The organism is Rhodopseudomonas palustris (assembly GCF_034479375.1).
Classification (GTDB): domain Bacteria; phylum Pseudomonadota; class Alphaproteobacteria; order Rhizobiales; family Xanthobacteraceae; genus Rhodopseudomonas; species Rhodopseudomonas palustris_M.
Map to the genome: position 1 here is coordinate 4,731,789 of NZ_CP140155.1, position 24,057 is coordinate 4,755,845.

At 66.4% G+C, this 24,057-nt stretch carries 19 protein-coding genes; 9 read left to right on the forward strand and 10 right to left on the reverse strand.

Features of this window, described 5'->3' with window-relative positions:
- Positions 1 to 52 precede the first annotated feature (52 nt).
- The gene (locus SR870_RS21415; protein WP_322515511.1) at positions 53 to 997 is read right to left on the reverse strand and encodes an alpha/beta hydrolase; all 945 of its coding nucleotides are present in this window, start codon (positions 995 to 997) and stop codon (positions 53 to 55) included.
- Between the two features lie 214 nt (positions 998 to 1,211).
- On the opposite strand from SR870_RS21415, the gene SR870_RS21420 reads away from it, so the two are divergent.
- From SR870_RS21420 to SR870_RS21430, 3 genes are all read left to right on the forward strand, one after another.
- Positions 1,212 to 1,691, forward strand: coding sequence for an Hsp20 family protein (locus SR870_RS21420; RefSeq protein WP_322515512.1), 480 nt, complete (start codon positions 1,212 to 1,214; stop codon positions 1,689 to 1,691).
- Between the two features lie 265 nt (positions 1,692 to 1,956).
- A complete protein-coding gene (locus tag SR870_RS21425) occupies positions 1,957 to 2,676 on the forward strand; it encodes an alpha/beta hydrolase (RefSeq protein WP_322515513.1) in 720 nt (239 codons plus the stop codon).
- A 207-nt stretch (positions 2,677 to 2,883) separates the two neighbouring features.
- Positions 2,884 to 3,687: a sulfite exporter TauE/SafE family protein gene (locus tag SR870_RS21430; protein WP_322515514.1), complete on the forward strand. Its 804-nt coding sequence runs from the start codon at positions 2,884 to 2,886 to the stop codon at positions 3,685 to 3,687.
- A gap of 41 nt (positions 3,688 to 3,728) precedes the next feature.
- Here SR870_RS21430 and SR870_RS21435 read toward each other — a convergent pair whose 3' ends face one another.
- Positions 3,729 to 4,517, reverse strand: coding sequence for a hypothetical protein (locus SR870_RS21435; RefSeq protein WP_322515515.1), 789 nt, complete (start codon positions 4,515 to 4,517; stop codon positions 3,729 to 3,731).
- Positions 4,518 to 4,941: 424 nt separating this feature from the next.
- On the opposite strand from SR870_RS21435, the gene gltB reads away from it, so the two are divergent.
- Both gltB and SR870_RS21445 read left to right on the forward strand, forming a co-directional pair.
- Positions 4,942 to 9,675 carry a glutamate synthase large subunit gene (gene gltB / locus SR870_RS21440; protein ID WP_322515516.1) on the forward strand — a complete coding sequence of 1,578 codons (4,734 nt, stop codon included), beginning with the start codon at positions 4,942 to 4,944 and terminating at the stop codon, positions 9,673 to 9,675.
- A 172-nt stretch (positions 9,676 to 9,847) separates the two neighbouring features.
- Positions 9,848 to 11,302 carry a glutamate synthase subunit beta gene (locus SR870_RS21445; RefSeq protein ID WP_322515517.1) on the forward strand — a complete coding sequence of 485 codons (1,455 nt, stop codon included), beginning with the start codon at positions 9,848 to 9,850 and terminating at the stop codon, positions 11,300 to 11,302.
- 319 nt (positions 11,303 to 11,621) lie between these two features.
- On the opposite strand, the gene SR870_RS21450 is transcribed toward SR870_RS21445, so the two are convergent.
- Positions 11,622 to 12,398 (reverse strand): SDR family NAD(P)-dependent oxidoreductase, encoded by a 777-nt coding sequence (locus tag SR870_RS21450; RefSeq protein ID WP_322515518.1) that lies wholly within the window; start codon positions 12,396 to 12,398, stop codon positions 11,622 to 11,624.
- Positions 12,399 to 12,541: 143 nt separating this feature from the next.
- Between SR870_RS21450 and SR870_RS21455 the strand changes: the two genes are divergently transcribed.
- The gene (locus tag SR870_RS21455) at positions 12,542 to 13,276 is read left to right on the forward strand and encodes an SDR family oxidoreductase (RefSeq protein ID WP_322515519.1); all 735 of its coding nucleotides are present in this window, start codon (positions 12,542 to 12,544) and stop codon (positions 13,274 to 13,276) included.
- A 134-nt stretch (positions 13,277 to 13,410) separates the two neighbouring features.
- On the opposite strand, the gene SR870_RS21460 is transcribed toward SR870_RS21455, so the two are convergent.
- From SR870_RS21460 to SR870_RS21470, 3 genes are all read right to left on the reverse strand, one after another.
- Positions 13,411 to 15,036 (reverse strand): DUF459 domain-containing protein, encoded by a 1,626-nt coding sequence (locus SR870_RS21460; protein ID WP_322515520.1) that lies wholly within the window; start codon positions 15,034 to 15,036, stop codon positions 13,411 to 13,413.
- A gap of 167 nt (positions 15,037 to 15,203) precedes the next feature.
- On the reverse strand, positions 15,204 to 16,115 hold the full coding sequence (gene dapA / locus SR870_RS21465; protein WP_322515521.1) for a 4-hydroxy-tetrahydrodipicolinate synthase: 912 nt from the start codon (positions 16,113 to 16,115) through the stop codon (positions 15,204 to 15,206).
- 257 nt (positions 16,116 to 16,372) lie between these two features.
- Positions 16,373 to 17,305, reverse strand: coding sequence for a tyrosine-type recombinase/integrase (locus SR870_RS21470; RefSeq protein WP_322515522.1), 933 nt, complete (start codon positions 17,303 to 17,305; stop codon positions 16,373 to 16,375).
- Positions 17,306 to 17,460: 155 nt separating this feature from the next.
- Between SR870_RS21470 and SR870_RS21475 the strand changes: the two genes are divergently transcribed.
- On the forward strand, positions 17,461 to 18,429 hold the full coding sequence (locus SR870_RS21475) for a hypothetical protein (RefSeq protein WP_322515523.1): 969 nt from the start codon (positions 17,461 to 17,463) through the stop codon (positions 18,427 to 18,429).
- Here the strand turns inward: SR870_RS21475 and SR870_RS21480 are convergent.
- Both SR870_RS21480 and SR870_RS21485 read right to left on the reverse strand, forming a co-directional pair.
- Positions 18,404 to 19,132 (reverse strand): class I SAM-dependent methyltransferase, encoded by a 729-nt coding sequence (locus tag SR870_RS21480; RefSeq protein ID WP_322515524.1) that lies wholly within the window; start codon positions 19,130 to 19,132, stop codon positions 18,404 to 18,406. The genes SR870_RS21475 and SR870_RS21480 overlap by 26 nt on opposite strands.
- A gap of 86 nt (positions 19,133 to 19,218) precedes the next feature.
- Positions 19,219 to 20,643: a lytic murein transglycosylase gene (locus SR870_RS21485; RefSeq protein ID WP_322515525.1), complete on the reverse strand. Its 1,425-nt coding sequence runs from the start codon at positions 20,641 to 20,643 to the stop codon at positions 19,219 to 19,221.
- 198 nt (positions 20,644 to 20,841) lie between these two features.
- Between SR870_RS21485 and SR870_RS21490 the strand changes: the two genes are divergently transcribed.
- Positions 20,842 to 21,477 (forward strand): LysE family translocator, encoded by a 636-nt coding sequence (locus tag SR870_RS21490; RefSeq protein ID WP_322515526.1) that lies wholly within the window; start codon positions 20,842 to 20,844, stop codon positions 21,475 to 21,477.
- Here SR870_RS21490 and SR870_RS21495 read toward each other — a convergent pair whose 3' ends face one another.
- Positions 21,478 to 22,230, reverse strand: coding sequence for a sulfite exporter TauE/SafE family protein (locus SR870_RS21495; RefSeq protein ID WP_322515527.1), 753 nt, complete (start codon positions 22,228 to 22,230; stop codon positions 21,478 to 21,480).
- 88 nt (positions 22,231 to 22,318) lie between these two features.
- Here SR870_RS21495 and SR870_RS21500 point away from each other — a divergent pair, with 88 nt between their 5' ends.
- On the forward strand, positions 22,319 to 23,212 hold the full coding sequence (locus tag SR870_RS21500; RefSeq protein WP_322515528.1) for a LysR family transcriptional regulator: 894 nt from the start codon (positions 22,319 to 22,321) through the stop codon (positions 23,210 to 23,212).
- 10 nt (positions 23,213 to 23,222) lie between these two features.
- Here the strand turns inward: SR870_RS21500 and hisN are convergent, their stop codons facing one another.
- On the reverse strand, positions 23,223 to 24,005 hold the full coding sequence (gene hisN / locus SR870_RS21505; RefSeq protein WP_322515529.1) for a histidinol-phosphatase: 783 nt from the start codon (positions 24,003 to 24,005) through the stop codon (positions 23,223 to 23,225).
- Between the last annotated feature and the right edge of the window lie 52 nt (positions 24,006 to 24,057).

Consider the following 24,057-nt stretch of genomic DNA (forward strand, 5'->3'; position numbering starts at 1 on the left):
GGGGGTGGCCGAATGATTCGCTGCATCGGGCTGCTGAAGCAATGGTGTTTCGTCAGAACAGCGGCGTCCCCGGCACGAATGCATCGAACGCCGCCCAGAACTGCTGACGGTAGCGATCCTGCTCCTGCAGGATCTCGTGTTTGGCGCCGGCGATCACCAGATGCGAGCCCGCGCGCAGATGATAGGCGAACTCCTCGATCGCGGCTGTCGAGACGATGGTATCATGGCTGGCGGCGAGCATCAGGATCGGCTGCCGGATCCGCGCCGGATAGTCCGCCGCGCGAAAACCATGCATGGTGCGGAAGGCGGTATCCGCCCAGGCGACGGTCGGCGAGGCGAGGCCGAGCGTCGGGTCCTCGGCGATGATCGCCGCATTGCGGGCGTAGCGCACCGGGTCCGACGTCAGGGGATTGCCGACGAACGGCTCGGTGTTGGCGAGCACGTCGTTGCCGCCGGGCACGTAGCGGCCGCCCTGGCCGGCGAGGCGCATCGCCCGCAACAGCAGCCGCACCGGCAGCGAGGTCGCCCGTCCCGGCAGGTCGATCATCGGCGCCGACAACACCATGCGGTCGAACCAGCGCTTGCCGGAATACGCGATCCGCAGCATCACCGCGCCGCCCATCGAATGCGCCAGCGCGAAATGCGGGGGCGGGCAGTCCGGCAGCACCACCTCGCGCACGAAGGTCTCGACGTCGATCTCGAAGTCCGAGAAGTTGCGCACATAGCCCTTGCGGACATCCTTGAGCCGCCGCGACGAATGGCCCTGGCCGCGCCAGTCGATCATCGCCACTGCGAAGCCGCGGTCCTGCAGGTCGCGCACGGTCTCGAAGTACTTCTCGATCTGCTCGGTGCGTCCGGTGAAGACGCAGACCGTGCCCTTGCGGCCGGCCGGCGGCGGCCACCGGGCGAACCGCAACTCGGCGCCGTCGGGGGTCTTGATGGTGCCGGAGACGGCACCCTCGGGAACCGGATTGGCGGGAATCGAGACGAGCGTCATGCACCGTGTCCGGTCGGTCTAAATGGCTGAAGGGAGAACAGAAATATCGACGTCGGCGAAGATTCTCCGGACCTCTTGAAGACCGGATCGACCCTCCCATATCATTTTCGTGCAGGCCACACCAAGGGGTCAGGAAACCGGCTCCGGCTGCACAGACGATGCCCGGCCCGATGGCGGGCGGGCGCCCAACAGTCGCTTCTAGGAGGACTACACCATGCGTACTTTCGATCTCACCCCGTTCTATCGCTCCACCATCGGCTTCGACCGCCTGTTCAATCTGCTGGACCAGACCTCCGGCGAGGCGGCGGCTCCCGGCTATCCGCCCTACAACATCGAGCGGACCGGCGAGAACGCCTATCGAATCAGCGTCGCGGTCTCCGGCTTCTCCCCGGCCGAACTGTCGATCGTGACCAAGGAAAATCAGCTCACGATCAAGGGCGAGAAGACCGCCAACGAGAACGGCGGCAATTCCGAGGTGCTGTATCGCGGCATCGCCGCGCGCGCCTTCGAGCGGGCGTTCCAGCTCGCCGACTACGTCACGGTGAAGAACGCCAGCCTCGAGAACGGCCTGCTTCACGTCGATCTCGTGCGCGAGATTCCCGAGGCGAAGAAGCCGCGCAGCATTCCGATCAGCACCACCGCCGTCTCCGCGCCGCAGGTGGTCGATCAGGCCGGCGCGAAGGCGGCCGCGTAAGCGCGCTGCGACTCTCATCTATCATCATCGTCGAACGCCCCGGGAAACCGGGGCGTTTTGTTGTGCCGTCCAGGCTTGCTGCGGAGTCACTCTCCTGTGAAGGCGGTAACATTGCGACCCGCGCCTCCGAACAATCGACGTCACGCCATTCAGGCGCACGTTCATCACGGAGAGCAACGATATGTCGAGAAGCCGTTTTCGGGCGCGAATCATAGGCCGGCTGCTAGCGGCAGCGCTCATGATAGTCTTCGGCCCGACGGCCGCGATGGCGGCACCGGCCCCGGTCAAGGCGCACAACGTGGTGCTGGTTCATGGCGCCTGGGCGGACGGCTCCAGTTGGGCCGGCGTCATCGAACGGCTGCAGGCTGCCGGTCTGCACGTGACCGCGGTGCAGAATCCGTTGTCGTCGCTCGAGGATTCGCTCGCCGAGACCCGTCGCGCGCTGGCGCTGCAGGACGGGCCGACCGTGCTGGTCGGACATTCATGGGGCGGCACGGTGGTCAGCCAACTCGGCACCGACCCCAAGGTCTCGGCGCTGGTCTATGTCGCGGCGCGGGCGCCCGACGCCGGCGAGGATTTCGTGGCGCTGTCGGGCCGATTTCCCACCGGTCCGGTGCGCGCCGGCATCCAGACCCATGACGGCTACACCCTTCTGTCGAAGGATGCGTTCTTGAACGACTTCGCCAACGGCGTCGATCGCGACAAGGCGCAGGTGCTGTATGCGGAGCAGGGCGCGACCGCCGCTTCGCTGTTCGCCGGCCGCACCACCGAGGCGGCATGGCGCAGCAAGCCGAGTTGGTACGCGGTGTCGAAGCAGGATCGGACCATCGATCCCGATCTCGAGCGCTACCTGGCCAAACGGATGAAGGCGACCACCGTCGAGCTCGATGCCGGGCATCTGTCGCTGGTGTCGCATCCGAAGCAGGTGGCCGACCTGATCCTGGAGGCGGCCGGTCAGCCTTCCGCAGCCACGGCGGCGAGATAGGCCGAACCGGCGTCCGGCGCCGGGCTCACTCCAGTCCCCGCACCGGGCCGGAGCTGGCGCTCGGCGTGAGCCCCCGCCAAAGTCCATATTGGTCGGGGCTCCCCTCGGTTGATACGATCACACAACCCCACGGCCTGCCGTCAGCAGATCGTGCATCCAACCGTCACGACGGATCGCGGGTATCAGACCTCCCACGAAGGTGCCGTCATGTCGGAAGTCGTCGAATCGCAGCCGCGCTCCAAACCACTGGCGTTCGGCACGGGTGCATTGATCGGAACGCTGGGCGGGCTGATCGGCCTCGGCGGGGCCGAGTTCAGGTTGCCCGTCCTGATCAGCCTGTTCAGATTTCGCGGCCTGGACGCGGTGATCATCAACAAGGCCGTCAGCCTTGTCGTGGTGGCCACGGCCTTGCCGTTTCGCGCCAGCGCCGTTCCGTTCGCCGCTGTGGCGGCGAATTGGCCGATCATCGTCAACCTGCTCGCCGGCAGCCTCGCTGGCGCGTGGATCGGCGCGTCCTGGGCGACGCGGCTGAAGTCGGAAACGCTCTACCGAATCATCGCCATGCTGCTGGTTGTGATCGCGGGCGTCCTGGTGTTCGCGCACGATGTGGTCGCCGGGGCTCCGCTGTTCAGCGGCGCGGCGCTGCTCGCCGCCGGCGTGATTGCAGGCTTCGTCATCGGAGTCATCGCGTCGTTGCTCGGTGTCGCCGGCGGCGAATTTCTGATTCCGACCCTGGTGCTGCTGTTCGGGGCCGACATCAAGCTGGCGGGGAGCCTGTCGCTGGCTGTGAGCCTGCCGACCATGCTGGTGGGATTTACCCGCTACAGCATGGATGACAGCTTCTCCGTGATCGGCCGGAACAAGGTCTTCCTGCTGGTGATGGCCGCCGGATCGATCGTGGGAACGTTGATCGGCGGTCTATTGCTCGGGCTGGTTCCGAACGCAATCCTGCTCCCTCTGTTGGCCGCCGTGCTGCTGATATCAGCCGTCAAGGTGTGGCGACACGCTTGATCGCCTCACCTCGACCATCCAGCCGCGGCTTTCGCGCGAGGCTATTCCAGCCCCTGCACCGGCGGCATCGGCTCGGTGGGCTGGATGGCGGGCGCAGGGGTCGACGGTTTGGCCTCGGTCGGTGCCGGGGCGGCGATGGGCGATGCGGCCGGCTTGTCCTCGGCTTTGGCGGTTTCCTGCTTCGGCGAGGCGTCGGTGGTCGGCTTGGAGCCGTCCTTCACCGGTGCGACCGCGGTCGCGGCCTTGGCGGCCGTGGCCGGCGACGGACCCTTGGTCGATTGCTGCGGCGAAGGCCGCGGCAGCGGCGTGGTCGGGGCGCGGCTGGCCAGATGCGGCACCGGCTTCGGCGGTCGCGGCGCGCGGCCCTCCGGCAGCGGCGGCAGCCCCTGGACCGGGCCGTAGCTGGCGACGGTCTCGTCCTCCATCGCCGCACCCATCCGCCACGCCGGCATGAACCGCACCAGCCGGCCGCTGCGGCCGTCGATCACCAGGCGGCCGTCGTCGCCGTCCGGGTTGATCGCCGCCAGCGTGTAGAACATGCCGCGCTGGCGCGGGATGCCGAGCGGCTCGAAACCCTGGTCGCGGGCGATCGCGGCGATCGCCCGCGGCGGCAGCACGTCAGGCGCAAGATTCGCTTCGGGCACGTAGCGGCCTTCGCGCAGGTAGCGCCGAATCCGCGGGGGCGGCGGCGGCAGCGCCGCGTAGGGCCCCTCGATGTCCGAGACCACGGTGACGGCCGGCGGCCCGATATCGCGCGGCGCCGGCTGCGCCATCGCTGCGGTCGCGGTGGCCATCAGTCCGGCCGACATCACGCACCCGATGAAATTCATGTCCTGCTCCTGCTACGTCCCGCTTTTGGCCCTGTCCTGGGCGGCGCGGAGCCTCCCGCCGGAATTGGGCGTGGCTTGGGCCGGATCGCGGCAGTTTCGGCTTGAATCCGGGGCAGTTGTCGCCGATTGCACCTTCGGAAACAGGACTCGGGCACGCTTGTGTGCTAGACAAAAATTTGCCAAGGTTGTGCTAGGACAGCATCGCTGTCTCAATTGCGGTGGTAGCCCAGCACGGGATTACAACGTGAATCGCGGCGTCTGACGCCGCGCGAGACCCTTGGGTTGTCCTATGGACGATCTGGACACAGGGGTCTGAATACGGAAATCGTGGCTCGCGGCGGCGAGCGGTGGCCCGGAGGGTGCCGCGGACGCCCGAAGTGCGCCGCTGCTGGAAAATATCCTTGCCGGATAGATGAGGACGAAAATGAGCGGGTCTGAGGTTGAGCGCGAGAACATGGTTGCCAATGCGCTGACGGCGGACCCGGCCGTGAAAACGACTGCGCCTGCGCGCGAGCACGATTGGCGTCCGCCGGCCGAAGGCCTGTACGACCTGTCGCGCGAGAAGGACGCCTGCGGCGTCGGCTTCATCGCCAACATCAAGGGCGTCAAGTCGCATCAGATCGTCGCCGACGCGATCCGGATTCTGTGCAACCTCGAGCACCGCGGCGCGGTCGGCGCCGATCCGCGCGCCGGCGACGGCGCCGGCATTCTGGTGCAGATCCCGCACGCCTTCTTCAGCCGCAAGGCCTCCGAGCTCGGCTTCACGCTGCCGGCGCCGGGCGAATACGCCGTCGGCGCCTTGTTCATGCCGCGCGACACCTCGTGGCGGAAGGTGATCCAGAGCATCGTCGCCGACCAGATCAAGGCCGAGGGCCTGACGCTGCTGGGCTGGCGCGACGTGCCGACCGACAATTCGTCGCTGGGCGAGACCGTCAAGCCGACCGAACCCGCCAACATGCAGGTGTTCATCGGCCGCGGCGGCGCGATCAAGAGCGAGGACGAGTTCGAGCGCCAGCTCTACATCATGCGCAAGTCGATCTCGAACGCGGTCTATCAGCGCCGCGAGCGCGGCTTCGCCGGTTACTACCCGGTGTCGTTGTCGTGCCGCACGGTGATCTACAAGGGCATGTTCCTGGCCGATCAGCTCGGCAAGTACTATCCCGATCTGGCCGAGCCGGATTTCGAAAGCGCGCTGGCGCTGGTGCATCAGCGGTTCTCGACCAACACCTTCCCGACCTGGTCGCTGGCGCATCCCTATCGCATGGTGGCGCATAACGGCGAGATCAACACGCTGCGCGGCAACGTCAACTGGATGGCGGCGCGGCAGGCCTCGGTGCACTCCAAGCTGTACGGCAAGGACATCAGCCGGCTGTGGCCGATCTCCTACGAGGGCCAGTCCGACACCGCCTGCTTCGACAACGCGCTCGAATTCCTGGTGCGCGGCGGCTATTCGCTGCCGCACGCGGTGATGATGATGATCCCGGAGGCGTGGGCCGGCAATCCGCTGATGGACGAGCAGCGCCGCTCGTTCTACGAATATCACGCCGCGCTGATGGAGCCGTGGGACGGCCCGGCGGCGCTGGCCTTCACCGACGGCCGCCAGATCGGCGCCACGCTCGACCGCAACGGCCTGCGCCCGGCGCGCTACCTCGTCACCCGCGACGACCGCATCGTGATGGCGTCCGAAATGGGCGTGCTGAAGATTCCGGAGGACCAGATCGTCACCAAGTGGCGGCTGCAGCCCGGCAAGATGCTGCTGGTCGACCTGGTCGAGGGTCGCCTCATTCCCGACGACGAGATCAAGGCGCAGCTCGCCGCCAGCCAGCCCTATCGCGAATGGCTCGGCCGCACCCAGATCGTGCTCGAGGAGCTGCCGGACGCGCCGGTCAAGGGCCAGCGCTCCAATCTGCCGCTGCTCGATCGGCAGCAGGCGTTCGGCTACACTCAGGAAGACATCTCGATCCTGATGACGCCGATGGCGTCGACCGGCGAGGAAGCCTCGGGCTCGATGGGCAACGACACGCCGCTGTCGGCGCTGTCGGACAAGCCGAAGCCGCTGTTCACCTACTTCAAGCAGAACTTCGCCCAGGTCACCAACCCGCCGATCGATCCGATCCGCGAGGAGCTGGTGATGAGCCTGGTGTCGATCATCGGGCCGCGGCCGAACCTGTTCGACACCCACGGCATCGCCGGCACCAAGCGGCTCGAAGTCCGCCAGCCGATCTTGACCGACGGCGACCTCGAGAAGATCCGTTCGATCTCCGAGATCGGCGATCCGCATTTCAAGTCGCGCACCCTCGACACCACCTTCCACACCGCGCTCGGCGCCGCCGGCCTCGAGCAGGTGCTCGAGGACCTGTCGGCGCGGGCCGAAGCCGCGGTGCGTGACGGCGTCAACATCATCATCCTGAGCGATCGCGCCGCCGGCGCCGACCGGATTCCGATCCCGTCGCTGCTGGCCTGCGCCGCCGTGCATCATCATCTGATCCGCGTCGGGCTGCGCACCTCGGTCGGCCTCGTCGTCGAATCGGGCGAGCCGCGCGGAGTGCATCACTTCGCCTGTCTGGCCGGCTACGGCGCCGAAGCGATCAATCCGTATCTCGCCTTCGAGACCATCATCGCGCTCAAGGACAAGCTGCCGGCCAAGCTCGACGACTACGAGATCGTCAAGCGCTACATCAAGTCGATCGGCAAGGGCCTGCTGAAGGTGATGTCCAAGATGGGCATCTCGACCTATCAGTCGTATTGCGGCGCGCAGATCTTCGACGCGGTCGGGCTGCGCAACGACTTCATCGCCAAGTACTTCGCCGGCACGCATTCGCAGATCGAGGGCGTCGGGCTTTCGCAGATCGCCGAAGAAACCGTGCGCCGCCATCACGACGCGTTCGGCGACGCGCTGGTCTACAAGACCGCGCTCGATGTCGGCGGCGAATACGCCTACCGCTCGCGCGGCGAGGCCCACGCCTGGACGGCGGATTCGGTGGCGACGCTGCAGCACGCCGTGCGCGGTAATTCGGTCGAGCGCTACCGCGCCTTCGCCCGTATCCTGAACGAGCAGCAGGAGCGTCTGTTGACGCTGCGCGGCCTGTTCAGGATCAAGGGCGCCGAGGCCGAGGGCCGCAAGCCGGTGCCGATCGAGGAGGTCGAATCGGCCGCCGAGATCGTCAAGCGCTTCGCCACCGGCGCGATGAGCTTCGGCTCGATCTCGCGCGAGGCGCACAGCACGCTGGCGATCGCGATGAACCGGATCGGCGGCAAGTCGAACACCGGCGAGGGCGGCGAGGAAGCCGACCGCTTCAAGCCGATGGCCAACGGCGATTCGATGCGCTCGGCGATCAAGCAGATCGCCTCGGGCCGGTTCGGCGTCACCACGGAATATCTCGCCAATTCCGACATGATGCAGATCAAGATGGCGCAGGGCGCCAAGCCCGGCGAGGGCGGCCAGTTGCCCGGCCATAAGGTCGACGCGACCATCGCGGCCGTGCGCCACTCGACGCCCGGCGTCGGCCTGATCTCGCCGCCGCCGCACCACGACATCTATTCGATCGAGGATCTGGCGCAGCTCATCTACGATCTGAAGAACGTCAATCCGCAGAGCGCGGTCTCGGTCAAGCTGGTGTCGGAAATCGGCGTCGGCACGGTCGCGGCGGGCGTTGCGAAAGCGCGCGCCGACCACGTCACCATCGCGGGTTTCGAGGGCGGCACCGGCGCCTCGCCACTGACCTCGATCAAGCACGCCGGCTCGCCATGGGAAATCGGCCTCGCCGAGACGCACCAGACGCTGGTGCGCGAGCGGCTGCGCTCGCGCATCGTCGTCCAGGTCGACGGCGGCTTCCGCACCGGCCGCGACGTCGTGATCGGCGCGCTGCTGGGCGCCGACGAGTTCGGCTTCGCCACCGCGCCGCTGATCGCGGCCGGCTGCATCATGATGCGCAAGTGCCATCTCAACACCTGCCCGGTCGGCGTCGCGACGCAAGACCCGGTGCTGCGCAAGCGCTTCACCGGCCAGCCCGAGCACGTCATCAACTACTTCTTCTTCGTCGCCGAGGAAGTCCGCGAGCTGATGGCGTCGCTCGGCTATCGCAGCTTCAACGAGATGGTCGGCCAGTCGCAGATGCTCGACCAGCAGGCGCTGGTGGCGCACTGGAAGGCCAAGGGTCTCGATTTCTCCAAGCTGTTCCACAAGCAGAAGGCCGAGAAGGGCCAGACCATCTATCACTCCGAGCTCCAGGATCATCACCTCGACAAGGTGCTCGACCGCACTTTGATCGCCAACGCCCAGGCGGCGATCGACCGCGGCGCGCCGGTGAAGTTCGAGGTCGAGATCAACAACACCAACCGCTCGGCCGGCGCGATGCTGTCCGGCGTCGTCGCCAAGCATTACGGCCATGCGGGTCTTCCGCACGACACCATCCAGGTGCACCTCAAGGGCACCGCCGGGCAGGCGTTCGGCGCCTGGCTGGCGCGCGGCGTCACCTTCGATCTCGAAGGCGAAGGCAACGACTATGTCGGCAAGGGCCTGTCGGGCGGCAAGATCATCGTCCGGCCGCCGGCGAATTCCGGCATCGTGCCGGAAGAGTCGATCATCGTCGGCAACACCGTGATGTACGGCGCGATCGAGGGCGAGTGCTACTTCCGCGGCATCGCCGGCGAGCGCTTCGCGGTGCGCAACTCCGGCGCCGTCGCGGTGGTCGAGGGCGCCGGCGATCATTGCTGCGAATACATGACCGGCGGCATCGTCGTCGTGCTCGGCAAGACCGGGCGCAACTTCGCGGCCGGCATGTCGGGCGGCGTCGCCTATGTGCTGGACGAGGACGGCGCGTTCGACAAGCTGTGCAACATGGCGATGGTCGAGCTCGAACCGGTGCTGTCGGAAGAAATGATCAACGCCAACGCGTATCATCAGTCCGGCGATCTGGAAGCGCACGGCCGGGTCGACGTGTTCGCCGATCTCTTGGGTTCGGATATCGAGCGGCTGCACGTGCTGATCTCGCGCCACGCCAGATACACCGGCTCCAAGCGCGCCGCCGAGATCCTGGCCAACTGGAAAGACTGGCTGCCGAGATTCCGCAAGGTGATGCCGGTCGAGTACCGCCGCGCCTTGCGCGAACTGAAAGCGCGCCAGGCCGAGGAGCCCAAGATCGCGATCGGGGCTTAACAACGAGACAGGCCCGTCACCCTGAGGCGCCGGTGCGCAGCACCGGCCTCGAAGGGCGACAGCCGCGGGGACAGCAGCAGAACAGTCATCCTTCGAGGCTCGCCCAAGCGGGCGAGCGCCTCAGGATGACGGCTCAGGATGAATTCGAAGGTTCGGGGGCGTTGGTAGTCTGATGGGCAAGATCACGGGATTTCTGGAAATCGAGCGGCACGATCGGGTCTATGCGCCGGTCGCCGAGCGGGTGAAGGGCTACAACGAGTTCGTCGTCCCGCTCAGCGACAAGGACCTCGGCGACCAGGCCGCGCGCTGCATGAATTGCGGCATTCCGTATTGCCACGGCACCGGCTCGGCGCAGCCGGGCGCGCCGGGCTGCCCGGTCAACAACCAGATCCCCGACTGGAACGATCTGGTGTACCAGGGCAACTGGCAGGAGGCCTCGCGCAACCTGCACTCGACCAACAACTTCCCGGAATTCACCGGCCGGATCTGCCCGGCGCCGTGCGAAGCCTCGTGCACGCTGAACATCGACGACAACCCGGTCACCATCAAGACCATCGAATGCGCCATCGTCGACCGCGCCTGGGAGAACGGCTGGCTCGTGCCCGAGCTCGCCTCGGTCAAGACCGGCCAGAGCGTCGCGGTGATCGGCGCCGGCCCGGCCGGTCTCGCCTGCGCCCAGCAGCTCGCCCGCGCCGGCCACGACGTCCACGTCTACGAGAAGCTCGCCAAGGCCGGCGGCCTGCTGCGCTACGGCATTCCCGACTTCAAGATGGAGAAGCATCTGATCGACCGCCGCGTCGCGCAGATGGAGGCCGAAGGCGTCACCTTCCATTACAATTCCCCGGTCGGCGGCAGTGCGGCCGGCGCGGTCGATCCGGCCGAGCTGCTGAAGCAGTACGACGCCGTGGCGCTGACCGGCGGCGCCGAATATCCGCGCGACCTGCCGATCCCGGGCCGCGATCTTTCGGGCATCCATTTCGCGATGGACTTCCTGACGCAGCAGAACCGCCGCGTCTCCGGCGAAGCGGTGAACGGCGAAGACATTCTGGCGACCGGCAAGCACGTCGTGGTGATCGGCGGCGGCGACACCGGCTCGGACTGCATCGGCACCTCGATCCGTCAGGGCGCCACCTCGGTGACGCAGATCGAGATCATGGCGGCGCCACCTGAGAAGGAAGACAAGGGGCTGACCTGGCCGAACTGGCCGATGAAGATGCGCACCTCGTCGAGCCAGGCCGAAGGCGCGGTCCGCGAATTCGCGGTGCTGACGCAGAGCTTCACCGGCGACAACGGCGCGGTGAAGCAGCTCGACTGCGTCCGCGTCGACGCCAAGTTCCAGCCGATCCCCGGCACCGAATTCACCCTGCAGGCCGACCTGGTGCTGCTGGCGATGGGCTTCGTGTCGCCGGTCAAGGAGGGCCTGCTCGAAAAGCTCGGCGTCGCGCTCGACCCGCGCGGCAACGTCGCCGCCGACCTCTCCCACTTCACCACCTCGGTCGACAAGGTGTTCGCCGCCGGCGACATGCGCCGCGGCCAGTCGCTGGTGGTGTGGGCAATTAGGGAAGGTCGCCTCTGCGCGCGGGCGATTGATCAGTTCTTGATGGGTAGCACGACGCTGCCGAAGTAAGCGGGCGGCGCGTTCGCCCGCGAGCGACTGTACTACGCTCGCCACGTCCTCTGCCGTCATGCGCGGGCTTGACCCGCGCATCCATCGTGCGCGCCAGCGCGCTAACTAATCCAGCTTGATACGAAGAGGATGGATTGCCGGGTCGAGCCCGGCAATGACAGTCCTTATAACTATCAACTTGTCATTCCGGGGCACGCGCATCGCGCGTGAACCCGGAATCTCGAGCTGTTCCGGATTCCGGGTTCACGCCTCGCTGACGCGATGCGTGCCCCGGAATGACTCGCGCAGAGGTGAGTGCAGCGGCGCTAACCGACAGCCCTCACGCATTCCTCGCCATCAGCCCGCCATCCACCGGAATCACCACGCCGGTGAGAAACGACGCGGCGGGCAGGCACAGGCTCAGGGTCATGTGGGCGACTTCTTCCGGGTCGCCGTAGCGGTGCAGCGCGGTGCGGCGCCTCGCGTATTTCTGCTTGTGGTCGTCGCTGATGCGGTCGGTCATTGCGGTGGTGATCGGGCCCGGGCAGATGCAGTTGACGGTGATGCCCTCGGGGCCGAGCTCGACCGCGAGCGAACGGGTCAGACCCGTGACGCCGGCTTTGGCGGCCGAGTACGCGCTGTGGCCGGCCGTGGCGCCGAGCGCTTCGGTGGAGGCGATGTTGACGATCCGCGGCGAAGACGACTTGCGCAAGTAGGGCAGCGCGGCGCGGATCACGCGCGGATGCGCGCTCAGCATCACGTTCAGGGCGCGGTCCCAGCCGGCGTCGTAGCCATCGTCGTCGATCGCCAGCCGCACCGAGATTCCGGCATTGTTGATGACGATGTCGAGCCCGCCGAGCGCCTGCGCGATCGCTTCGACGCCTGTCCTGATCGCGCCCGCATCACCGACATCGAGCGCGTATGCGGTCGCGTCGCCGCCGCGCGCTTTGATCGCATCGGCCACCGGCTGCGCGGCCTCGAGCGTCACGTCGGTGACGGCGACGCGCGCGCCTTCGTCGGCGAACACGTGCGCGGTGGCGCGGCCCATGCCGCTCGCAGCCCCGGTGACCAGCACGCGCAGGCCTTTGACGGAACGGCTCAGGGGTTTGTAGCTCATCGGTTTCCTCCGGTTGTTTCTTGTTGCGGAATTGCGCGGACCACGTCGCGGTCCGGCTCCGATTGACAAGGCTCGCATCGATTGGGACACAGGTCAAACGCGCGCCGTCAGAGCCGCGACACGACAACAAGGGAGAAACCGCGATGAACGATCTCGATTTTGGCGGCCAGCAGATGCTGATCGTCGGCGGCTCGAGCGGCATCGGCAACGGCATCGCGCAGGCGTTTCGCGCCCGCGGCGCGAAAGTCTGCGTCACCGGCACCCAGGCGCAAACGACCGACTACGCGCCCGAGGACGGCAGCGATTTCGACGGGCTGACTTACGCGCAGCTCGACGTCAGCAAGCCGCAGGCGATCGAGGCGTTCGCGCCGGCACTGGAGCGACTCGATGTGCTGGTGTTGGCGCAGGGCGCGGTGATCTATCGCCGCGGCGAGTTCGAGATGGACGGCTTCCGCCACGTGATGGAAGTCAATCTGATCAGCCTGATGGCCTGCGCCGGCAAATTCCACCCGCTGCTCAAAGCATCGTCCGGCAAGCTGATCATCGTGTCGTCGACCGCGGCGTTCCACGCCACCAAGGGCAACCCGGCCTACAATGCGTCGAAGACCGGCGCGATGGGGCTGACGCGGACGCTGGCGCAGGCCTGGGCCGAGGACGGCATCCGCGTCAACGGCATCGCGCCCGGCCTGGTCGATACCAAGATGACCAAGGTGACGACCGCAAACCCGACGCGGCTCGCCGGCGCGATCGAAGGCATCCCGATGAAACGGCTCGGCACGCCGCAGGAGATGGCCGGCGCCGCATTGTTTCTCGCCTCGCCGCTGTCGTCCTACGTGCTCGGCCAGACGCTGGTGGTCGACGGCGGGCTGATTTTGTAGTGGGCGACGGCTTCAGCCTCATCCTGAGGAGCGCGCTTGCGCGCGTCTCTAAGGATGCACCGCGCGGCCCATGGTTCGAGACGGCGCTTCGCGCCTCCTCACCATGAGGTTGTGCATCTTGTGACGCCGATCGATCAGCGGAAGATCGAGAAGAAGCCCGAGGCGGTCGGCGGCGGGGCGCGGCGCATCTGCGGTTGCGGCGGCGCCGGCGCGAAGCCGAAGAAGCCGGAGGCGGCGGGCGGCGGCGGTGGCGGCGCGGCGCGGGCGACGCGCTTCTGCGGTTGCGGCTGGGCGGCGGTCGGCGCAGCGCCGCCCGGCGCACTACTCGCCACCGGCACCGCGCTCTTCGGCGGCTCCTTCGGCGGCGGCGGCTCCTGCGCGCGTTCGACCACGATCTCGCGGCGCGGCCAGGCGTAGTCGTCGGCGCGGCCGGCGGGTGCGGCGAGCGGCTCGCCCTTCACCAGCGTGCGCGCGACCAGCGCATCGATCGGCGCCGGCGCGACACCCGGGCCGCCGAGCAGCCGTTCGGTCGAGATCGACGACGCCACCAGCGGCATGATCGGGCCGGCGATCGGCCGCGGCGCCGGGCCGTCCGGCTTGGCGCTCGCGTCCGGCGTGCCGGGATCGGTCGGCAGGGCGATCGGCCCGGAGCGCGCGGCGAGCAGGCGGGCGATCTCGCGCTCGACATAATGCGCCAGCTTGCGGGCGCCGGACTTGGTGAAATACACGCCGTCATAGGAGCGCAGCCGGCGGGTCTGGCCCTCGAAGTCGGGGCCCTGCAGCACATAGCGCCCGGCCTCGTCGACGAAGCCGTCCCAGACGTCGACATAGGTGATTCCCGCTTTGCCGGCGGCGTCGCGATACAGCGCGTTGAGGAATTGCGCGTCCGAGGTCGATTTGGTGCCGCGCACCGCGGGCAGGCCGACCCACAGCACCGGCACGCCCTTGCTCTTGAGGACGGCGATCATCTCCTCGAGCTTCTTGGTGTAGAGTTCGATCCAGCGATCGTCGCGGAACTGGGCGACGCCGGCGCGTTTGCCCTTTTCCGGCGTCATGATCCGCAGCGGATCGTCGTCATCGTCCGCATCGTCGGCATCCGCCGCCTTGTCCTCCGGCTTCGCATTCGGCTTGGCGGCGCCGTCTGCATCTTCCGGCTTGCCCTTGCCGTCCTTCTTCTTGTCCTTCTCGGCCACGGGTTCGGCGATCGGCACGCGGTCGCTGAGGCCGAGCATCACCACGATCGCGTCCGGATTCTCGGCGGCGAGGATCTCCTGGGCGGCCGCGACCCAGTCGGACGGTTCGCCCTTGGGCTGGTAGCGCAGCAGGCCCGAGACGGTCTTGTGCTTGCGGATCACCCCCATGTCGGGCTGCTCCGCATAGGCCTGTTCCAGGCCGTAAGCGAGCCAGTCGGCCATCGCGTCGCCCAGCACCACGACGTTGCGCTCGGGCGTCGCCGCGGCGTCGCGCTTGTCCGGCGCGGGCGCGCGGGAATAATCCTTGCGCACCGGCGCGCGCTTCGGCGCCTGATGCTGAAACGGCGCGAACACGTCGCTGCCGAAGAAGCCGCCGCCGCCGTTGTAACCGCCGCCGCCGTTCCCGATGCCGCGCTGCGGACGTGGCGGCTGCTGCGGCGGGCCGCCGAAGCCGAAGAACTGCGCCGAAGCGGGCCCCACGATGCCGATCAACAGCAGAGCGGCGACCGCCAGCAGCGACCCGCGCCTCGTCAGGGCACCCAGCAGGGATTTCGGCTTGTCGGACATACGCGTCGTTCGCTCGCAACGGGGAGTGAAGCTGCCCCTATACTAGCGGATTCGGGCCGCAACCGGGCAGGTTTCGCTCGTATAGGCCGGCCTTCGGCCGCCGCCGTCAAGGGCCGCGGCCGGAGGTCTGAAGGCCCGCGTCGGCGCGTCGGCGCTAAGCCGTCGCATCACGCGTAAGTATCGGATTTGGCGACCGAAAGCCGGGCGTCGAGGGCTTTGGCGAGGCCGTCGCTGACGCCGGTCAGCGGCAGCCGCAGCTCGGGGCTGTCGATCAGCCCCAGCCGCCACAGCGCGTATTTCAGCGCCGCCGGCGAGGGCTCGGCGAACAACAGCCGCGGCACCTCGGCGAGCCGCTGCCACGCGATCGAGGCGCCGAGCCGGTCGTCGGCCAGGATGCGCTGCCGCACCGCGGCGAAGGCCTCGGTCTCGATATGCGCCGAGGCCAGCACCGCGCCGTCGCAGCCGCGCACCAGCGCGCCGAAATACAGCGCGTCCTCGCCGCTCAGCACCGCGAAGCCGCGCGGCCTGTCGTGCAGCAGTTCCACCGTCTGCCGCGTATCGGCGCAGCAATCCTTGACGCCGACGATGTTGTCGCGTGCGGCGAGACGCAGCATCGCCGCGTTGCCGAGATTGACGCCGGTCCGATAGGGAATGTTGTAGATCATGATCGGTCGCGTCGCGGCGTCCGACAGCGCCTCGAAATGCAGCACCAGGCCGTGCTGCGACGGCCGCGAGTAGGACGGGCAGGCGATCAGATAGCCGTCGACCGGCCAGTTCGCGACCCGCGCCAGCGTCCGCACCAGTCTGCGCGTATCGCTGCCGCACAGGCCGAGCCACACCGGCAGCGCGCGGCCGGCCTCGGCCAGCGCCTCGGCGGTCAGCATCACCAGTTGCTCGACTTCGTCCTCGTCGAGCGTCAGCCCTTCGCCGGTGGTGGCGGCGAGGATCAGCCCGTCGATCGGCTGGCGCGCGTAGTGGGCAATCAGCCGGCGCAAAGAGGCTGCGTCGAGCGCGCCGTCGCGAAACGGCGTGATCAGCGGCAGCCACAGCCCGCTGGGCGGCTCGGATTGGGTCTCCATCGTGGTGTCTCCTTCGAAAGGAGCCGGCCGACGGAGCGCAACAAAAAACCCCGTCGAAACCGGCGGGGTTTGGGTGATTGCGAACTGCGTGTCGATCTAGCGCGCGCGAGCATCCCCGGCCCCGATGGAGGCACGGTATTTATCATTGCGATGGGCGGCAAGGTTGATCATGCCGTCAGTAGGGCCCGCGATGGTGGTTTTGTCAACTGTGGAAGCGAACAACCACCCGATGGGCGATGGCGTCGCGGCAGGTGCGGTTAGCGCGCCAGCCCGGCGAGAATGTTCGCGCGCGCCAGCGTCGACCGCAGCGCCTCGTCGGAGACGTGGGTGTAGATCTCGGTGGTGGCGATGCTCGAATGGCCGAGCAGCCGCTGCACGATCCGGATATCCACGCCGCTCTCGATCAGCAGCGTCGCGGCGGTGTGGCGAAGCATGTGCGGCGTGACGCGGCGGCGGACGCCGGCTTGGCCGGCGAAATTGCGCAGCTTGGCTCGAAACGAATGCGGCCGCAGCTTGTCGCCGTTGCGGTTGAGGAACAGCGGCCCATCGCCGCCGAGCCTACGCTGGCGCAGCACCGCGAGCTTGCGAAGCTCGGTGCGCAGGCCGTTGTCGGTGACGTACACCATCCGGTCGCGCGAGCCCTTGCCGTGAATCCGGATCGCCGCGCCGTCGCTGGAGACGTCCGTGCTGGCGATCTTGCAGAGTTCGCCGATCCGGATGCCGGTCGCGATCATCAGTCGGATTTCGGTGCACAGCGATGGCGACTCGGGTGCTGCATGCCGGGCCGCACCCGGCGCTCGCGCCGATTTCAGCAGCCGCGTGGTCTCGTCGCGCGACAGCGTCCGCGGCAACCGCTTGCGCTTCGGCAATTTCAGCCGCCAGCCATCGAAAGGATTGGGCATCGTGCCGCGATCTTCCAGGTAGCGGAAAAACGACCGCAAGCAGGCGAGCCGCCGCCGCACCGTCGCAGCCGACAGCTTCCGCTCGGTCATGTGCTCGAGATAGGCGCGAAGATGGTCGGTTTGGATTGAAGCGTCGGCGCCGAACGCCTTGTCCTTCCGCCGTCGTGTCCTGATCCAGGCGGCAAAGTCCGCGAGATCGTAGCCATAAGCCTGCAACGTATGGTCCGACAACTGCCGCTCGACCGAGCAATGATCGAGAAATGCGGCGATCGATTTCGTGAGGGTCATTCCGTACTCCGCCCAACCGGGGCGGAGAGGTTTTGGGGGAGATCTGGAAGGATTGCCACGCTCCATGCTTAGGATCTTCAACTACGGTTATCGATTGCAATCTCTCCGCGTTCCAACCCTAAGGAGGCCTGCGCGAGAGCACATAACTCGGAATTATGAATTCAATCGCATCCACTTTTGAACTGGAGATCTTCGATCGGCGAAGAGCTCGGTCGAACCGGCTGGCCGAATTTCTCACTTTGTATGTCCACCATTTCGGCCCCGAGCACCGAACGGCCACCAATGAACTCGTCGAATTCTTGAGTTCACCTGTCTCAGGGCAATCTATCGTTTATTTCGGTCTAACCTATAATGGAACGCCGTGCGGCTTCGCGACCTTCATGCACTACGTTGATGGACCTATCGGCATAGTGGATCATCTAGTGATAGCCCCGAACCTACGCGGATTTGGTGCCTTCTTTGGATTTTGCGAGCTGATCGCTAAATATCTAGAAGCACGCCGCATCCGCGTCGATCACGTAATCGCGGAAATTATGCTTCGCGAAGAAAGCGTTGCTGCAAGCATAAAGCCTGCAATCTTGGTTCGACTAATGCGAATGGTCGGATTCAAGGTTGCAAAGGCAGCATATTGGGCCCCCGACCCTACAATCCTAACCGACCGTGACAGTTGCAGGGCCGCGTTGCTATTTTGGTCTCAACCTGACCGCGACCAACTCTCGCCTAGAGAATTCGTCCGCCTGGTCCGCTTGATTTACGAAACGCACTATGGGCTATGGTACGACAGGACCATGCCCCCTGAGAGGGGTGAAGTATATCGCCGCGCAGCAACTGATCTTCTGACAAAAATATCTGATCGTGCATTGCGCGAGAAGAAGATCGTGTTGAATGGGATGAAAAATTTAGAGCTGCCGTTTTCGCTTGATCCAGTGCCGAGAGCGGACACCCCTACACTTTTCTATATCGGCATGATAGCTGTGCCTGCAGCAGTCGCTACTACCGTTGCGCTGGCGCAAGAGCTTCTCGTTGCTGGGATGGCAATGGGAATCTCAATTTTGCTGATTTCACTATTTGCGATGAACTCAAGATTGCGCAGAATGCTCATGGAGGCATTTCGACTAAAGTAATAACATCGTCAGAGAACATCCAGGCAGCCCCGACGAAGCGGTCAGCACTAGCGAAGAAAGCTGCGGGTCCCTGCTTGAGTCCAAACCTCAACGCAAGAGCTGATAGAATATGAAAGTGATCGTCTTTAACGATTCGAAAGCCGTTTGCTCCAAGTAAGGCATTGATATAATTTGGATTGTAAACCCAAAGGGTATCATCTTCGCCATTGTTGATCGTGTCGATCCGGACGACTGGCTTCCCCCACCTGGAGCTAAACAGATGCTCAAAGCTTGTGGATGTCTCGTAGTGGATCAGAAGATGCCCTCCCGGGCGAACGACCCTTGAGAGCTCTTGAATTGCCTCGGCTGCGGACACGTAGTTAAGTACAGAGGCTACGCAGACAACCAAATCAAACGTTCTATCGCCAAAGGGCAGTCTTTCAAGGTCTCCAGCGACTGGACTAGATCGGCCCTTTATTTGTCCGTGAAATTTATCGAAACTAACCGTGCGCTCCGGAAGCCAACTATATGGCTCTGAGCCGCAACCAGCGTCCAAGATCCGCGGAGCGGCATCGATAATTGGCTTTGCGAGCATGGTCGCAAATTTACTTATCCTGGATCGCTTATAGACATTCCAGCGATCGTCCGGGCTCCAGATTGGCTGACCTTCCTGGTAAAGACGCTCAGCTGATTGGCGGACTAAAATCTTGTCTAAGTCGTTCATAATTCCGAGTTATGCATAAATGAGAACTCAAGAACGTTACCAAAGAAGCCGGTGGGTTGCACCTACATAAATCTACGATTTCCGTACTACCTTCCTCTCAACCTCTCCAGCATCTCCCCCGTCGCGAATCCATCCGCCGGCGCTCCGATCGACGCCTGGAAATTCCGCAGTCCTTCTCTCGTCAGGCTGCCGAACTGGCCGTCGGGGGTGCCGCGGTAGAAGCCGCGTTGGGCGAGGAGTTGCTGCAGTTCGAGGCGTTCGCTGCGGGACAGCACGCGTTCGTGGCGGGGCCAGGGCTGGACGAAGGGCGGGCCGCCGCGCAGGCGGTCGGCGAAATGGCCGATCGCCAGCGCATAGGCTTCGGCGGGGTTGTATTTCATGATGACGCGGAAATTGGTCAGCATCAGGAAGCCGGGGCCTTCGGCGCCGGCGGGCGCCAAGAGATACGCCTTGTCGGTGGCGCGTGGAAACGGCTGACCGTTCGGCCGCTTGACGCCCATCTGCTCCCATTGCGCCAGCGTCTGCATCTGCTTGCGGTCGGCCATCATGTAGTTGAAGCCCTTCGGCATCACCACTTCGTAGCCCCAGGTCGCGCCGGGCTGCCAGCCGTCCTTCTTGAGGTTGTTGGCGGTCGAGGCGATCAGGTCGGCGGGATTGTCGACGACGTCGCGGCGGCCGTCGCCGTCGGCGTCGACGGCGAAGCGCTTGAACGCGGTCGGCATGAACTGCGTCGGCCCGAACGCGCCGGCCCAGGAGCCGCGGAGCTGCTCGGGACGCAGATCGCCGCGATGCAGGATCTCCAGCGCGGTGAGGAATTCGTCCTTGAAGTAGGCCTGCCGTCGCCCGACGCAGGCCAGCGTCGCGGTGGAGTTGACGACGTAGCGGTCGCCCATCTGGGTCGAGTAGTTGGATTCGATGCCCCAGATCGAGGCAATGATGTAGCGGTCGACGCCGGTGGCGCGCTCCACCGCGTCGAATTGCGGCTTGTATTGCGCGAGGATCTCGCGGCCCCTCGCGAGGCGGTTGTCGTTCACCAGGATGTCGAGATAGTCCCAGATCGACTTGGTGAATTCCGGCTGCGAATCCATCAGATCCATCAGCCGCAGATCGGGCGCAAGCCCCGCGGTGTAGCGCTCGAAACTGTCGCGCGAGATGCGGCGGCGCTGCGCGTCCGGCCACATCGACGCGACGCAATTGTCGAAATTGGCGGCCGCCTCGCGGATCGCCTGCGCGGTCATCAGCGGATGTCCGGATCCGCCGTCCTCGCCGCTCCAAGGCTGCACGGCGGGCCGCGCGCTGCCGTTGCCGGGCGGCGGCGCGCTCGGCGTCTGCGCGGTGACGTTGGCCGGGCGCGGCGCGGCGGGCGCGGCGGGCGTCTTGTCCGGCAAGGCGCCGGTGAAGAGATTGAAAACGTCGAACGGGCTCTGCGCCTGGGCGGCGGTTGTCTGCAGCGCGGCACCCAAGAGTGTCATCGCCGCGACGCGTGTCAGCCTGTTGCCGGTTTTCGTCATGCGTGGTCGGATCCCGTCGGCTCGAAAATGCCCCTTGTCAGGAGGCCTCGTTACGGTTTCGATCATCTTAACAAGGCGTTCTTTTGTCGTCGGCGGGCGCTGTGGCGTACCGAGTTTTTGCGCGTGCGGACCGGCTTGACCGGCGCTCCGATCCCGGGTGGAGATCGGCAGCAATCATCCTTGCAGAGGCAGAACACGATGCTCGGCATTCACGACTTCTGGCTGTTCGTCGCCTCCGGGCTGCTACTCAATGTCACGCCGGGGCCGGACACCGCGTTCATCCTCGGTCGCGGACTTCAGTTCGGCTGGAAGGGTGGTGCCGCGGCGGCGCTCGGCGTCAGCGCCGGCTGCCTGGTGCATGTCACGGCGGCGGCGGTCGGGCTGTCGGCGCTGCTGATGGCCTCGACGCTGGCCTTCACCGCCGTGAAACTGATCGGCGCCGCCTATCTGATCTGGCTCGGCATCGGCATGCTGCTGTCGCGCGCGACCGGCTTTGCGGCGGCGTCCGACGGCGCGCCGGCGCTGCGGCCCTCGCAGGTGTTTCGCCAGGGGATGCTCACCAACGCGCTCAATCCCAAGGTGGCGCTGTTCTTCCTCGCCTTCCTGCCGCAATTCGTCGATGCCGAGGCGCCGCACAAGGCGGTCGCGTTCCTCGTGCTGGGCCTGATCTTCGTCGCCAATGGCACGCTGTATTGTCTGGCGCTGGCGGCGTTCGCGGCGCGCGCCTCGGATCGGCTGCGCCGTTCGGGCAGGGTGCTGCAATGGATCAATCGCGGCCTCGGCGCGCTGTTCGTCGCGCTCGGCCTGCGCGTCGCGCTGATGCAGACGCGCTGATCAGCCGAACATCCGCATCAGTGTCTCGGCGGACAGATAGCAGCCGAGCGCGATGATCGAGATCAGGAACCAGCGCCTGAACGTATCGGGGTGCATCTTGTTGCGCACCGCCTGGCCGGCGAACATCCCGGCGAAGGCCGCGACCAGCGCGATCCCGCCGGGCAGCGCGGTGGCGACCGACAGCAGCCCGGCATCGGTGAGGTTGAACGCCAGCGCCAGCGTCGCCGTGGTGAAGAACACCCCGAGCGCCTGCACCAGCTCGTCCTTCTCCATCCCGATCGCCTGCATGTAGGGCATCGACGGGATCACCTGCACGCCGGTGGCGGCCGAGACCACGCCGGTGACGAGGCCGACCGGGCCGCCGACCCATTTTTCGTGCGCGCGCGCGACATGGAAGCGCGTCTTGCTCAGCCCGAGAATGCCGTAGATCACCAGCAGCACGCCCAGCACCAGCGTGCCGTAGCGCGCATAGGGTCCGGTCATCAGCCCGGAGCCGAGCCGGATGCCGATCACGGTGCCGAGCATCAGCGGCCACAGCCGGCGGATGATGTCGCGCAGATACGGGCCCGCGAGGGTCTGCCAGATATTGGTGACGATCGCCGGCACGATCACGATCGCCATCGCCTGCGCCGGCGGCATGATCACCGCGAGCAGGCCGATCGACACCGTCGGCAGGCCGAGGCCGATGACGCCCTTGACGAAGCCGGCGAAGGCGAAAACGGCGGCGATGAGGATCAGGATCGGATCGGGCATCGCGGTACATTGACGCAACGCGTAGTCGGGCACAATGTGGAGACTCCAGAATCAGCCTTCGTCACGGCCGAAGGCAGCGGGGGACGCCATGCGGTTCGACCTGGTCGACCTTCAGCTGTTCGTCGCGGTCGTGGAGGCGCGCAGCATCACAGGTGGCGCGGCGCGGGCGCATCTGGCGCTGGCCTCGGCGAGCGCTCGGATCCGCGGGCTGGAGCAGGCGCTGGGTGTGACGCTGCTGCGCCGCGGCCGCCGCGGCGTCACGCCGACGGCGGCGGGTGAGAGCCTGTTCGGCCATGCCCGGGTGGTGCTGCAGGACGTCGAGGTAATGCGCGGCGATCTGGCCGCCCATGCGCGGGGCCTGAAGGCCAGCGTTCATCTGCTCGCCAACACCGCCAGTCTTTCGGAGCATCTGCCGAAGACGCTGGCCGAGTTTCTGGCCGCGCATCCCGATTTCAACGTCGAGGTCGAGGAGCGCGAGAGCGCCGAGATCGCCGAGGCGATCGCGGCCGGCGCCGCGGAGGTCGGCATCGCGGTCGACACCGCGGTGCCGGACACGCTGGAGCGCTTTGCGTTCTGCGATGATCGCCTGGTGCTGTTGCTGCCGCCGGGCGATTCGCTGGCGCAGCGCCGCGGCATCCGTTTGGCCGAGGTGCTGCAGCGGGATTTCGTCGGGCTTGCCGGGCCGAACGCGCTGCACGCGCACGTCGCCGCGCAGGCGGCGCGGCTCGGCGCGCGGCTGCGGTTTCGCGCCCGACTGCGGGATTTCGCCGGCCTGTGCCAGCTGGTCGAGGCCGGGGTCGGCGTGGCGGTGATGCCGGAAACCGCGGTCAGAGCCAACGCCCGGACCATGCGGATTCGGGCGGTGCGGCTGCTGGACGAATGGGCCAGCCGCAAGCTGGTGATCTGCGCGCGCAGCCTGAAGGCGCTGCCACGGCCGGCCCAGCAGCTGGTCGCGCATCTGCGCCGGTCGGCGCCGCCCTGACCGCCGGCGCTCAGCCGTTGAGGATCTTCATGGCGGCCTCGTGGACGCGCTTGTCGCCGGCGGCGACGATGCGGCCGCCGTTCTGCGCCGGCTGGCCTTCCCAGGTGGTGATGATGCCGCCGGCGCCGGTGATGATCGGGATCAGCGCCGCGACGTCGTAGGGCTTCAGCTCGGTCTCGATCACCAGATCGAGCTGCCCCGCCGCCAGCATGCAATAGGAGTAACAGTCGCCGCCGAACCGGGTCAGCCGGGTCTCGGCCTGCACCCGTTCGAAAGTCGCGCGGTCGGTGTCGTTCATCAGCAGCGGCGAGGTGGTGAATAGCGTCGCGTCCTTCAGCGTCGCGCAACGCCGCACCGTCAGCCTGCGTTCGCCGGACGGGCCCTTGTACGATGCCGAACCGTTGTCGCCCCAGAATCGCTCGCCGATGAAGGGCTGATGCATCATGCCGTACACCGGCGTTCCCTTGTGCAGCAGCGCGATCAGCGTGCCCCACACCGGAAAGCCGGCGATGAAGGATTTGGTGCCGTCGATCGGATCCAGTACCCAGACGTAATCGGCGTCCTCGCGCTCGTTGCCGAATTCCTCGCCGACGATGCCGTGTTGCGGGAAGCTGCCCTTGATCAGCCGGCGCATCACCGCCTCGCCGGCGCGGTCGGCCTCGGTCACCGGATCGAAATCGCGGCCGGGCTGCTTGTTGTCGATCGTCAGCGACGTGCGGAAGAACGGCAGGATGGTGTCGCCGGACGAGGTCGCGAGGCGTCCGATAAAGGCGGCGAAATCGATGACCGTCACGGGCGATCCTTGTCAGTCTGAGGTTACACTGCACGAGGTCCTAGGCTTGCCT